The 13,188-nt window shown below is 36.2% G+C and carries 10 protein-coding genes; 6 read left to right on the forward strand and 4 right to left on the reverse strand.

Annotation, left to right across the window (positions count from 1 at the left end; genetic code table 11):
• Positions 1-26: 26 nt before the first annotated feature.
• Positions 27-479 (reverse strand): VOC family protein, encoded by a 453-nt coding sequence (locus tag AC59HC_RS02635; protein ID WP_496557954.1) that lies wholly within the window; start codon positions 477-479, stop codon positions 27-29.
• A 414-nt stretch (positions 480-893) separates the two neighbouring features.
• Here AC59HC_RS02635 and AC59HC_RS02640 point away from each other — a divergent pair, with 414 nt between their 5' ends.
• Together AC59HC_RS02640 and AC59HC_RS02645 are read left to right on the forward strand one after the other, a co-directional pair.
• Positions 894-2,411 (forward strand): TROVE domain-containing protein, encoded by a 1,518-nt coding sequence (locus AC59HC_RS02640; protein ID WP_496557955.1) that lies wholly within the window; start codon positions 894-896, stop codon positions 2,409-2,411.
• 1,700 nt (positions 2,412-4,111) lie between these two features.
• Positions 4,112-4,951 carry a hypothetical protein gene (locus tag AC59HC_RS02645; protein WP_123278928.1) on the forward strand — a complete coding sequence of 280 codons (840 nt, stop codon included), beginning with the start codon at positions 4,112-4,114 and terminating at the stop codon, positions 4,949-4,951.
• Between the two features lie 428 nt (positions 4,952-5,379).
• Here AC59HC_RS02645 and AC59HC_RS02650 read toward each other — a convergent pair whose 3' ends face one another.
• Positions 5,380-5,718: a hypothetical protein gene (locus tag AC59HC_RS02650; RefSeq protein WP_110009580.1), complete on the reverse strand. Its 339-nt coding sequence runs from the start codon at positions 5,716-5,718 to the stop codon at positions 5,380-5,382.
• Between the two features lie 14 nt (positions 5,719-5,732).
• Positions 5,733-6,158, reverse strand: coding sequence for a transposase (locus AC59HC_RS02655; protein WP_343641762.1), 426 nt, complete (start codon positions 6,156-6,158; stop codon positions 5,733-5,735).
• 620 nt (positions 6,159-6,778) lie between these two features.
• On the opposite strand from AC59HC_RS02655, the gene AC59HC_RS02660 reads away from it, so the two are divergent.
• Positions 6,779-8,317 carry a SulP family inorganic anion transporter gene (locus AC59HC_RS02660; RefSeq protein WP_496557956.1) on the forward strand — a complete coding sequence of 513 codons (1,539 nt, stop codon included), beginning with the start codon at positions 6,779-6,781 and terminating at the stop codon, positions 8,315-8,317.
• A gap of 145 nt (positions 8,318-8,462) precedes the next feature.
• Here the strand turns inward: AC59HC_RS02660 and fusA are convergent, their stop codons facing one another.
• Positions 8,463-10,523 (reverse strand): elongation factor G, encoded by a 2,061-nt coding sequence (fusA, locus tag AC59HC_RS02665; RefSeq protein WP_429816535.1) that lies wholly within the window; start codon positions 10,521-10,523, stop codon positions 8,463-8,465.
• Between the two features lie 615 nt (positions 10,524-11,138).
• Here fusA and AC59HC_RS02670 point away from each other — a divergent pair.
• The 3 genes from AC59HC_RS02670 to AC59HC_RS02680 are packed head-to-tail and all read left to right on the forward strand — an operon-like array spanning position 11,139 to position 13,186.
• Positions 11,139-11,807, forward strand: coding sequence for an HAD family hydrolase (locus AC59HC_RS02670; protein ID WP_482399719.1), 669 nt, complete (start codon positions 11,139-11,141; stop codon positions 11,805-11,807).
• A gap of 7 nt (positions 11,808-11,814) precedes the next feature.
• Positions 11,815-12,639 carry a phosphoribosyltransferase family protein gene (locus AC59HC_RS02675; RefSeq protein WP_202843566.1) on the forward strand — a complete coding sequence of 275 codons (825 nt, stop codon included), beginning with the start codon at positions 11,815-11,817 and terminating at the stop codon, positions 12,637-12,639.
• On the forward strand, positions 12,629-13,186 hold the full coding sequence (locus AC59HC_RS02680) for a TerD family protein (RefSeq protein ID WP_433627730.1): 558 nt from the start codon (positions 12,629-12,631) through the stop codon (positions 13,184-13,186). The genes AC59HC_RS02675 and AC59HC_RS02680 overlap by 11 nt, the downstream gene beginning before the upstream one ends.
• The last annotated feature ends 2 nt before the right edge of the window (positions 13,187-13,188 follow it).

Consider the following 13,188-nt stretch of genomic DNA (forward strand, 5'->3'; position numbering starts at 1 on the left):
CTACGCCTCTGTATTATAAAATTGTATTATTGGCCAGTCTGCTGTATCCATTCTTCATAGCTGAGTACACCTAATTCCGGTCTCCCTTCACCGTCCAGAACAGAAATAAACTCAAGCTGGTTTCCATCGGGATCATTAAAATAAACAGCCAGCGCAGGCATCCATGCAAATACCATAGGCTTGGCACTCCCGTTTTTCAGGAAGTTGTAAGGTTTTAAATTCTTTTTTTCAAGAAACTCTACAGAATAATTCAGAATATCGTCCTTACTGCAGGAAAAAGCAAAATGTCTGGTCTGAAGATTCTCCTTCTGCTCCCATAGTCCGAGCATAAATTCTTTCCCTTCTCCAACCCATAAAAAAGCAATGGGCCTGGTTTCATCTCTATACGCAAGTTTCAATCCCAGCACTTCTGTATAAAATTGTATTGCATTTTCCAGATTGCTCACCTGAACATGGGTTTCATATATTCCTTTAATCATAGCTTAATTTTTAATCATAACAAAGCTAGAAAAGCCTTAGCGAAAAATTAAATACAGATGATTTCTTTAATGAAAACGAATGATAGAAGGATTTTATAATGATAAATGATGAATGCGTTTGTATTTCTCAAACATCTGTATAAATCTGTGGGATTTGCGGAAAAAAATCTATTTAGCATTATTCAATAGAGGTGGGCTTTAGCCCGCCTTATAAATAGCCTTATTCATCCGGCTTTAGCCAAAACTTAAATCTGCGTAATCGTGCATCATAATCTGCGAGAATCATTTTAAAATTAAAAAAAATCAAATAAAAATTTTCTGCGCAAAAAGATTGCGTAATACTGTTTTTACTTTGCATCAGAAATCAGAGAGGAAGTATCAATCCTTTCCATGTTAACAATAAAAACAGTAACCATGAAATTTAATTTTTTAAAAAAAGAAACTAAAGTAGTACCAAACTACGAAGGTGCCAGAGCCTATGCGATGACACCTGCAGAAGAATTGTATAGTGCTGTTGTTACAACAGGACTGTCAGATGCCAACTATGAGAAGGGAAATGACAGATTGGAAAGAATACAGTCTCTGATCAAAAAAAATGATCCTGAATTTGTGGCAAAGCTGGCCGTATATGCAAGAAAAGATATGTACTTAAGGTCTATTCCATTGGTTTTGACAACTGAACTGGCAAAGCAGATTTCCGGTACAGACCTTGTAAGCAAAACAGTAGATGGAGTCGTGCAGAGAGCGGATGAAATCACAGAATTGCTGGCGTACTACCAGCTTGCCAATAAAAGAACCGATATAAAGAAGCTGAACAAACTATCCAAGCAGATTCAGAAAGGACTGGTAAAATCATTCAATAAATTTGATGAATATCAGTTTGCCAAATACAACAGAAAAGCAGAAGTAACGCTGAAAGATGCATTATTTCTGGTTCACCCGAAAGCTAAGGATGAAAACCAACAAGCAGTTTTCAACAAAATTGCCAACAATACACTGGAAACGCCTTATACATGGGAAGTTGAACTTTCCGTTCTGGGCCAGACAAAGTTTGCTAATGATGCAGAAAGAAAACTGGCTTTCAAAAACAAATGGGAAGAACTGATCTTCAGTAACAAATTGGGGTATATGGCAACCATGAGAAACCTGAGAAATATCCTGGAAGCAGGTGTATCACCAGATGCAATGAATAAAGTCTGCAGGTATCTTTCTGATGAAAGAGCCGTCTCCAACTCGAAACAGCTCCCATTCCGATTCCTGGCGGTTTACAGAGAACTGAAAACAATAGATTCTCCATACCTGTCATCAGTATTGGAAGCATTGGAAGATGCTGTAGTGGTAAGTGCTAAAAATATCAAAGGTTTTGGTTTTGATACTTCAGTGGTAATTGCAGCCGATGTATCGGGTTCCATGCAGAAAGCGGTTTCCGGTAAAAGTAAGATTTTACTGTATGATATCGGTTTGCTGATGTCTATGATCCTGCAGTCGCAATGTAAAAATGTGGTGACAGGTATCTTTGGTGACCGTTGGCTAAGAGTTCCCATGCCAAAAAATGGTATTTTAAGGAATGTGGATGCATTCTATAAACGTGAAGGTGAAGTAGGATATTCCACCAACGGCTATCTGGTGATCGAAGACCTTATCAAAAGAAGAGAGCAGGTAGATAAAGTAATGCTTTTCACCGATACCCAGCTGTGGGATAGCACAGGAAACAGAAACTCTTTTGAAAACCTGTGGAACAGATACAAAGCGATCGCTCCCAATGCAAAACTGTATATTTTTGACCTTGCAGGTTATGGTACACAGCCGCTTGATATCAGAAAAAATGATGTACACCTTATTGCGGGTTGGTCAGACAAAATTTTCGATGTATTGAACGCGTTGGAAGACAAAAAGTCTGCAGTGAAAATGATTCAGAAAGTAGTGCTGTAACAGGCACTGCTTTTAAAAATAAAAACCTATGGAAATGCGACATAGGAAATGGAGGCGTTAAGAAAATAAGCTATACAAACGTTAAGAAAATTCTACTGTTTGAAGCGCGACACAGAAAGCGAAACGAAGAAGTAATAGCAAATTCGAGCAGGTTTTAGAATTTTTAGAGCGTGTAGGTTATTTTTAGCCGGAGTTTCCAGGTCTTGAACTTTTGGTTCTTTTGCTTCAAGGCAAAACGAACAAATATTTAAATAAAAAATAAAACTACGTAAAAAGATTGCGTACTCACAATATAATTTTGCAGTGTTAATAATACTGGTGCCGTTAGAAAGACCTCCTTCGATTTCAAACTGACAGAGTCTTTCACCAGATTGCCCGGTAGCTAACCAATGCCGTTAATAAGAGTTTCATCGTCAACTTTCAATTGAACATCAATTACTCTTATGATTTATTGCTTGGTTTTTAATAAAAATAACTGCGTAAATAGAATGCGCTGTAAGAATATACATTCGTAGAAAGAAAATTAATAACCATGAATAATTATAAACCCGATCTAAAAGAAGCAGTGTATTGAGGTTAATACTCAATAATTATGAAAAAAGCTAAAACGTTAAGACAGAAATTCGGATTTAATGAATATGGATTCATTGATTTTCCAAAGAAAATTTCAGGCGTACAGATCTCTAGATTGATATATGGAAATGATTTAGGTTGTTCATATTGTTTCCCACACGGTTTTGAAGTGGTAAATGCAAGGTATATAAAGTTCCAGCGAAACTGAAAGAAATACAATACAGAAAGAACAATGGAAAAATTAAAACCAGGTGTCGTATAGGAATCATACTTCGAGTCCCCCGTCAGACGCAGGTTCAATTCCTGCCATTCCTGTTGTAAACGGAATGTAGTTCAAAAGAAAGAATAGATGGTATAGAAAGATTCCGCCGCTTTTACCCTGATCTATAAAGAGTGCCGTAGAGAAGGCTTACTTCGGTATAATATTGGTTCGACTCCATAACAGATCATGAAAATGATCTTGTAAAAGTCTTTTCGAATCTAGCCTCTTTTATTTAAATCACATCAATGAAAAAATAACAATAAAAGGTTGAAATTTCCACCAATGACAACTATGGAAATGTGACATAGGAAATGGAGGCGTTAAGAAAATAAGCTACAAGAACGTTAAGAAAATTCTACTGTTTGAAGCGCGAGACAGAAAGTGAAACTAAAAAGTAACATTAGATTCGCGCAAGTTTTAGAATTTTTAGAGAGTGTAGGTTATTTTTAGCCGTAGTTTCCAGGTCTTGAATTTTTGGTTCTTTTGCTTCAAGGCAAAACGAACAAATATGTAAATAAAAATTATACTACGTAAATAGAATGCGCAATAAGAATATAATCTTGTGGAAAGAAAACTAATAACTATGAATAATTAAAATCAAGTGTCGTCTTAGAATCATACTTCGAGATTGAGTAAGCATTGGGTCGCAGGTTCGAATCCTGCCTTCTCCCCCGAAAAGGAGAGGTAGCTCAGCAGGTAGAGCAAATGCACGGAAGATTCTGAAAAATATTACCTTGATTTGTAAAAGAGTGCCGTAGAAAAGGCCTGCTTCGGTTTAATTTGGTTCGACTCCAGAAGGTTATGAAAGTGATCTTGTACAAGTCTTTTCGAATCCTGCCTCTTTTTTATTTTAAAATGAATAACCATGCATATACCAAGTAATCTGACTGAATTTTTATACTGGGTCAAAGAACGCACAGAAAAACTGTGGTCTGTGGATGATGAAAATTGTCCTAAAGGATTTTACGGAGCCAAATGGCAAGGGCTTTCTGAAGAACAGATTGATCAGGTTGAGAAAAAATATAAGATCAGTTTTATTCCTGAGCATAAAGAATTTTTAAAGATTCTTCATGCGATTGATAAAAAAGAAATTGTTGAATATGAATATGATGGAGAATTAATTACTGAAGAACGTGATTTTTTTTATAATTGGCTTGCTGATGAAAAGGAAGTTGAGGAAATAATAAAAGGTTCTTATAATTGGATGAAGCACGATGTGAATGAGAAGAGCCAGGTGTGGCTTAATTCATGGGGAATAAAATCTGCATCTTTGGAAAAGAGAATAGAAGTTTTTGAAGAATGGTTTTCTCATGTTCCAGCTCTTTTACCATTAACTGGTCTCCGATATATTGTAAGTGATGAGAATCTTAAATGGAAACCGATTATTTCTATGGGATCTTCCGATATTATTGTTATGGGTTGGGATTTTAGAACTTATTTATTAAATGAAATAGGTAACCATCTTAATATCCATATTGAGGTCTTTGATGAAGAAGACCAAATGTTTTATCCGCAACTTATTGATGAGGTAAAGTATATATTTGATGAAAATTTTAAGTATGATGAAACCAAAGATATTCCTTACCTGAAAGAAAGGATTCTCTATTGGTCTTGTGGATGGAGGAGTTTCGGTTTAAATTATTATTCAGAGAATGCCAGCATTCATCCTATTGTCAAAACATATATTGCTGAAGAAGAAAAATAAAAACGAACAAGTGCCGTAGAAAAATGTTACTTCGCTCATCACGACGGGGTCACGGGTTCGAGTCCCGTCTCTTCCACAACAAAAAACACAGTTTATATAGGAAGAGTAGCTCAGCTGGTTAGAGCACGACTGCATTTTTCGCTTATTGCCTTGATTTCATCATATGAGGAGTCGGAAGTGGGACGTTGAAAGATCTTTGTATCGTAATTTTCTATAAAGCCGGAGGAATCTCAGGCTTGCCATCTTTCTTCTTTCCACTTCCAGCTTCTTTATATGACCATCTGAAGTGTCGTCAGGAAAAAATACATCGCACTATAATGACGGGAGGAATAGCGAAGCCGGTTACTCCGGCAAGGTTATCCGGTTCGACTCCGGCAAACGACAGCCCGGTTTTTTCCTTATTATTACCTTTAAAAAATGCCGGTAGATTATGTACCGGCACTTTTCATTGTATCTTCAAGCTCTTTTTCAAACATTCCTTTCCATTTTGAAAGCGTAGTCCGGCTTATTTTATATTTCCTTGACATATAGCTTGTTGAGTGGCCATGTTTTTTCTGATACTGAAGCAGTTTTAACATCGTCTGCCTGTCATAGGTTTTCAGTTTCTGATTTTCTCTGGACTGCTTGAACAGCTTTTCATTGAACTTAAGTACATCATCACTGGTGTGAAGCTTTTCAAGAAGTTCTTTGATTTTCGGATCTTTCAGCTTTTCAGGATATTCCATCTTTAGCATATCCTGATAAATTCTTTTGTAATTTGGGCGCATGTTTTATCTCTTTATCAGTTGGCATTATCGCTCTTCTGAAGCCATCTGTGAAGCGTACTTTTCGGAATTGAATATTCCTTGATAACTTCGCTTTGGGTCATTTCACCGGAAGTAATCCTTTTCATGATAAAATCTTTGATTTCCTGAGTGTAAATGTTTTTCCTGAAATAAGGCGTCTTTTCAGACTTTTGGCTGTTTTTGTTAATTGCAGAAGGCGGTGCGTATAAAATTAAATGTGAACTGTAGAGTCTGAAAAAATCATATTCCAGTAATTTGCTCCATCTTAAAAGAAGATCAGTATCCATTGAGCTGCTGTCGTACATCATCTCAACAGTTTCCTCATCTTTGCCTAAAAATTTGCATATTCTCTCTACTGTTATTTCGTTTTCATCAACTCTCTCCTTAATAAATTTCCCAATATGGATTTCTTTATATAACATTTTTACTGAATATTATTCTTTTGTTTAAACTTATATATAAAAAACGAACAATAGGTGATGTGTATTATTTTGTGAGGTGTTAAATAGCTGATGATAGCTTGAAATTGGTGAAGAAAATGGATTATGATTGAAAAATATCAAAAAACACCTTTCGTAAGACTCTATCTTAGAAACGCATTGTAACTTACCAAATATTGTAAAACAGGCGGGTAGGGATCACCTTAATATAATTTGGATATATTCTTTATTTTCAATGGGGTCTTTTCTTCTTCTCTTTCAAACTCTCTTCCTGCCATTTGTGTAAAATAATATATAACCTATTAAGGTTTTTATAGAATTCTGTGAGCTGGGGCTGTTGATGTGTTGATAAACAGCTTTTTGCGCATCGAATCTTTTAATTAGTACCAAATAATCGCTTATTCGTTTTCAAATGTAAACAAAAATAAGAAGTAAAAACAGTTAGAAATGTAAAAATCATACTTTATCTATTTATTTTAAGTAAAATTAACATATTATAAAAATCGATATGTAAATTGTTTAAAGTGATCACTGTAATCATGAAAAAATCATAAAAAGAAAAAATTGTATACCATTTGCACAGTCCATACATTTGCATATCAATGAAAAATACTATAAGTTTATTCGACTTTTCGAAGAAAATCAATTATAAGAACGAACTGCTGGCTGGCTTTACGGTAGCAATGACTATGATTCCTGAATCTCTTTCATTTGCTATTCTGGCTGGCTTATCTCCGCTTACAGGACTGTATGCTGCATTTATGATGGGACTTGTAACCGCAGTTTTAGGAGGACGTCCTGGTATGGTTTCCGGCGGAGCAGGAGCAACCATCGTGGTGCTGATTGCTTTGATACAATCTCATGGAACAGAATATCTGTTTGCCACTGTAGCCCTTGCCGGAATCTTTCAGATGATGGTAGGAATTTTTAAACTTGGAAAATTTGTGAGACTGATTCCGCAACCTGTTATGTACGGATTTCTGAACGGATTGGCTATTATTATTTTCATGGCACAGGTTGAACAGTTCAAAATCACAGACAGTAATGGCGGAGTAAGTTGGCTGCAGGGAATGCCTTTATACATTATGGCTGGCTTAACTGCCCTGACCATTGCCATAGTTTATTTTTTTCCAAAAATAACAAAAGTGGTTCCTGCCTCTCTGGTAGCTATTATCATCTTATTTGCAGTGGTTCTCGGATTTAATATTCCAACAAAAACGGTTGCAGATATTGCTCATATCAGTGGAAATCTTCCGGATTTTCATATTCCGAAAGTCCCTTTTTCTCTGGAAACTTTACAGATTATTTTTCCATATGCTTTAATTATGGCCGGAGTAGGTCTTATTGAATCTCTTCTGACATTATCGATGGTAGATGAAATCACGAATACCAAGGGAAGTGCCAATAAAGAGTCTGTCGCTCAGGGATTGGCTAATATTACCAACGGCTTTTTTGGTGGAATGGGTGGATGTGCAATGGTAGCACAGACATTGGTAAATCTTAATGCAGGCTCCAGAGCAAGACTATCAGGGATTGTAGCATCACTGCTTATTTTGATAATTATTCTGGTTGGTGCACCTGTCATAGAGAAAATTCCCATGGCTGCTTTAGTCGGAGTGATGATGATGGTTGCTATCAGCACTTTCCAGTGGGTATCGATCAGGATTATGAATAAAATGCCGAAATCGGACATTTTTGTAGGCGTTACGGTAGCGCTGATTACTGTTATTTTACACAACCTTGCTTTAGCAGTATTGGTTGGAGTGATCATTTCAGCATTGGTTTTTGCCTGGGATAATGCTAAAAGAATCAGAGCCAGAAAATATGTGGATGAAAATGGTGTGAAATACTATGAAATATATGGGCCTTTGTTTTTCGGTTCAGTAACAGCATTTACGGATAAATTCGATCCTGTGAATGACCCGGATCAGGTGGTTATTGATTTTAAAGAAAGCCGTATTGTAGATATGAGTGCCATAGATGCTTTGGACAAATTGTCCAAACGTTATAAGCAGCAGAATAAAACGGTATATCTGCGCCATCTCAGCGAAGATTGCAGAAAAATATTAAGAAATGCAGAAGCAGTAGTGGAAGTTAATATCCAGGAAGATCCTACCTATAAGGTGATGCCGGAAAAATAGGAAAGGAGTCAATGAATGAATTTTGCTTCGCAAGTGAATGGTGAATTTTTATAGTAAAAAAAATTGACAAGCGCAGCGAATTGACAATTGACCATTCACAAATAAGACAAGGACTGTAAGAAAAAAATCTACAGTCCTTGCTTGTTTAGGTTATTAATGTATTGGCGATAAAATCAGGCACTAAAGCATAGTGTGATAATTTCATGCTGATGGAAGCTCTTCCGCTTGTCAGTGTTCTCAGATCCGAAATGTATCCGAACGTTGAAGCTAACGGAACTTCCGCTGCAAAAATCTTTCTTCCGGATTTTTCATCAATAGAAGTGATCATTCCTCTTCTTCTGTTGATATCTGCTGTGACAGCACCCGTGTATTCTTCAATACTTTGAATTTCTATCTGCATGACAGGCTCCATCAGCTTAGGGCTACATCCTTTTGCTGCAGTTTTGAATCCTTCTCTTGCTGCAATCTCAAAATCGAATGCAGCAGAATCCTGAGCGTGGAAGGAACCGTCAAGAAGAGTGATCTTCATGTTTTCCAGAGGATATCCGTTCAAAGGTCCATACTCCATAGCTTCTCTGAATCCTTTTTCAACAGAAGGAATAAATTCAGTCGGAATAACTCCACCTTTGATCATATTGATAAATTCCAATCCATTGTCATTTCCCGGGCCAATCTCAAACGTGATATCAGCGAACTGGCCGCTTCCTCCGTTTTGTTTGGAAAGTTTTTCTCGGTGAACTTTGGTTTCCGTTAAAATCTCACGATAAGAAACTTTAGGTTTCCCCTGATTGATTTCAATACCATGATTCAGACGGATTTTTTCCAATGTAACCTCCAAATGAAGTTCTCCCAATCCGCTTAATAAAGTCTCTCCGGTCTGCGGGTCTCTTTCAACCACCAAAGAAGGATCTTCTTCCTGTATTTTGGCCAATACCAAACCGAAAGACTTCTCATCACCATTGGTTTTCGGCTCGATAGCAACTCTGATCACAGGAGTAGGAATGGTAATGGCTTCCAGTAATATCGGCTTTTCAAGAGAAGATAGAGAATCACCGGTCTTGGCATCTTTTATTCCTGTCAAAGCAACAATATCTCCTGCTTTAGCTTCATCCATTGATAATGTTTTATCAGACTGCATCTGTAAAATTCTCGAAATCCTGAAGCTTTCACCCGTTCTTACATTCAGTATCGTATCTCCGGATTTGATTTTTCCGGAATAGACACGAAGCATAGCCAGTCTTCCCATATGTTTATCAATTATCACTTTGAAAACAAGTCCTGAAAAAGCAGCTTCCTCATTTCTTTCCAGTGTTACCGTTTCTTCCGTTTGAGGATCTCTTCCCTGGAGGTCAGCAAGCTGATCCGGTGCCGGAAGATACGTTACGACAGCATCAAGAAGAGGCTGGATTCCCTTATTTTTAAAGGCTGAACCACATAAAACAGGAACAGCTGATCCGGATCTGCAGACTCTTTGTATAGCTTCTGAAATCATTTCAACAGTGGCAATCTGTTCAGTATCCATAAAAACTTCAAAGAACATCTCATCATTCTCTGCCAGAGTTTCCATTAATTTAACTCTGTATTCATGGGCTTCTGTCATAGAAGCAGCAGGAATTTTCTTTTCCATAATGGTTTCTCCATTTTCATCTGTCCAGTATAAGGCTTTCATTTTGATAAGATCAATAACGCCTTCAAAATCGTTTTCAGCTCCAATCGGAATCTGAATGGCCAATGGAACAGAATTCAGCTTTGCTTTTATTTCATTAAGAACAGCAAAGAAGTCTGCACCCATTCTGTCCATTTTATTGATGAAACAGATTTTGGATGTGCCGTGTTTTTCAGCCTGGAACCAAACGTTTTCAGTCTGTGGCTGAACTCCTGATGAAGCACAGAAAACTGCGACAACGCTGTCAAGAACTCTTAGAGAACGTTCCACCTCCACTGCGAAATCAATGTGTCCAGGCGTATCAATAATGTTGATGTTATAAACTTTATCGTCTTTTTTCCATTGGGTAGAAACTGCAGCGGATGAAATGGTAATTCCTCTGTTTCTTTCCTGGATGTCTTTATCCATGGTGGTATTTCCATCATCTACATTACCGATTTTATGAATAACTCCTGTGTGATACAAAAGCCTTTCTGATAACGTTGTTTTTCCTGCATCTACGTGTGCTATAATCCCTATATTTCGTGTGTTATATTTCATTTTGTTTGATTTTAATTGTTGATTTTTAGATCTGTGTTTGGAAAAGGTTCTGAAAAAAATAAGCACAAAATACACTCCGGTCTTATAAAGGCGGCAAAACATTTTTCGTATTTCGTATCAAAGGAAAATTTTCAGAGATCTTAACAAACAACAGAAGTTGTTTGAATTGTTAAGTCTGAAATCAGGGCAGCAAAAAAGACCTATCCGAATAGACAGGTCTTCAATATATTTTTGGGTATAAAAGATCTATAGAACTATTCAGATAAATATTCAGTGCTGCCAAAGAACACAGCTCTGACAGGATTGCTTAACGTTATAATATTTATCATTTTTGTTGACATTGTTGATTTTTAATCGGTTGCGAAATTATAATTTTTTTTTGATTTCCAAAGAATTTTTGAAAATATTTTTTTTAAACGCTTCATCAATCATCTTCTGTGAACCTTTCAAAACCTTGGATTTTCATAAAAATATCTTAAAACAGATCTTGAACGTAATGCTTTTATGATAAATATTTTATCTTTGGGAAGAATAGTATCGTGAACACTTTTTGATGATTAAAAAATTTTAAATCTTTTTCAAGAAGCTAGATAAAAACTTTTAACTTAAAACCTATTGAAAACAGATATCGACATCCATAACCACAGTCATTTTTCCTTTGACCTGTGGCTCACTTTAATCAAATCTCATCCTGAATTTAAAGCAAAAAGAGTTGAGCTGTTCTCCTCATTTTTTAACGTAGATAAGCCTATAGAACAGGTTGCGAAAACCGTAAAGTATTATGATGATCTTTGCAATACCATTAATGAAGTGACAGGTGGTAATATCGATACTTTTGAGATCTATCTGATGATTCTCGGTTCGCTGGATGTGGATGTAAAACAATTGAATAAAGAAAATCTCAATAAGTTTTACAACAAGAGTGAAGAATTGTTTCTGGAATACAAGCCGGTGGTGATTTTTGAAAATATTCACGATTTTTTTGAGGATATTAAAAATCAGGGAAAGACCATAAATATTCTAAGCAACACTGGATTTATCAAAGGAAAAACAATGAGGAAATTCCTGATTCATGAAAACCTGGATCAGTACATAGATTTCCATATCTATTCTGATGAAATCAACTGTTCCAAACCGAATCCGCTTATTTTTCAGGAAGTGAAGAATAAGATTAAAGATCAGAATTTGGCTATGAATCAGATCCTGCATATCGGAGATAATCCGGTGGCAGATTATCAGGGAGCAAAGAACTTTGGCTTCAGTGCCCATTTACTTAAACACTAAAATAAACATGAATAAAAGATACAGCTTACACCACATTCATTCGGCAGATGAGTTTACGTTCTCACCTGCGGAATACAGTTATTTCAAGTATGGCGATAAGTCGTATGCTGAAAAATTTGCAAGAGAATTATTCGACGGATTTATTTCCGCAAATGAAGAGCTTTTAAATACAGATAAAGAGATTGTAGTGCTTCCAAGCCCCTATATGGCGATTCCTACTGCATCCAACTTTTTATGTTTTTACTTTAAAAAACACCTGGATTTTTATCTGTTTCAAAAAGGAAAAAAGTCAAGTATTCTGTCGAAAATCAATCGTAATCATACCTATATCACAGATTACGGGAATCTCAATTTTGAAGACCGCAAAAATCTGATCGCCAATGACACTTATTATATCGATAAGGACTTTTTGAGAGGAAAACTTTGTATTTTTATAGACGATATAAAAATCACGGGAAGTCATGAATATACTGTCAACAGAATCCTGAATGAATATAACGTGGAGGCTGACTTTATGTTCCTGTATTATGCAGAACTGATGAATTTTGACCTTGACCCGAAAATTGAAAACTTTTTCAACTACTATGCCGTAAAAAATGTAAAACATGTTGCAGAAGTGATGAATAAAGAAAGTTTTCAGTTCAATACAAGGATTGTAAAATATATTTTAGGCCTGGAATCAAGTAATTTTGATTATCTTACGTCTCAAGTAAAAAAGGAACAGATGGACCTGCTTTTGGAGCTGGCGATCAGTAACAATTATCATTTAATAAAAGAATACGAAAATAACATCAATACTTTAACACAAACGGAATTATATTATGGCTATTAACTTACAAAAAGGACAAAGAGAAAACATTAACGCACCTAAATTTACTGTAGGTTTAGGATGGGATATCAATAATACTTCTACAGGAACCGCTTTCGACCTTGATGCGTCTTTGTTTTTGCTTGGGGACGACAAAAAATTAGTTTCAGATAATCACTTTATTTTCTATAACAACCTTGAGTCTCCGGACAAATCTGTGATCCACACAGGAGATAACCTTACCGGGGAAGGATCGGGTGACGATGAGCAGATCAAAATTGATCTTACTAAAATTGACAGTGCTATCAAAGAAATTACAGTAGTCGTAACGATTCACGAGGCTGATTCAAGAAAGCAAAACTTTGGACAGGTAAGAAATTCTTTCATCAGAATTTTCAATACAGATACGAATGAAGAGATCTTAAAATACGAATTAGACGAAGATTTCTCAATCGAAACCGCTGTAGAATTCGGAAGAATCTACAACAGAAACGGAGAATGGAAATTTGAGGCTGTAGGTGCAGGACAGAGAGACGGCCTTGAGAAATTTGTATCAATTTATCAGAAGTAATC

Source organism: Chryseobacterium sp. DZ-32 (assembly GCF_059587025.1).

What these genes read in the sequence shown, in the direction of transcription:
- AC59HC_RS02635 (WP_496557954.1), bottom strand. Translation starts at nt 479, where the DNA reads ATGATTAAAGGAATATATGAAACCCATGTTCAGGTGAGCAATCTGGAA.
- AC59HC_RS02640 (WP_496557955.1), top strand. Translation starts at nt 894, where the DNA reads ATGAAATTTAATTTTTTAAAAAAAGAAACTAAAGTAGTACCAAACTAC.
- AC59HC_RS02645 (WP_123278928.1), top strand. Translation starts at nt 4,112, where the DNA reads ATGCATATACCAAGTAATCTGACTGAATTTTTATACTGGGTCAAAGAA.
- AC59HC_RS02650 (WP_110009580.1), bottom strand. Translation starts at nt 5,718, where the DNA reads ATGCGCCCAAATTACAAAAGAATTTATCAGGATATGCTAAAGATGGAA.
- AC59HC_RS02655 (WP_343641762.1), bottom strand. Translation starts at nt 6,158, where the DNA reads ATGTTATATAAAGAAATCCATATTGGGAAATTTATTAAGGAGAGAGTT.
- AC59HC_RS02660 (WP_496557956.1), top strand. Translation starts at nt 6,779, where the DNA reads ATGAAAAATACTATAAGTTTATTCGACTTTTCGAAGAAAATCAATTAT.
- fusA (WP_429816535.1), bottom strand. Translation starts at nt 10,523, where the DNA reads ATGAAATATAACACACGAAATATAGGGATTATAGCACACGTAGATGCA.
- AC59HC_RS02675 (WP_202843566.1), top strand. Translation starts at nt 11,815, where the DNA reads ATGAATAAAAGATACAGCTTACACCACATTCATTCGGCAGATGAGTTT.
- AC59HC_RS02680 (WP_433627730.1), top strand. Translation starts at nt 12,629, where the DNA reads ATGGCTATTAACTTACAAAAAGGACAAAGAGAAAACATTAACGCACCT.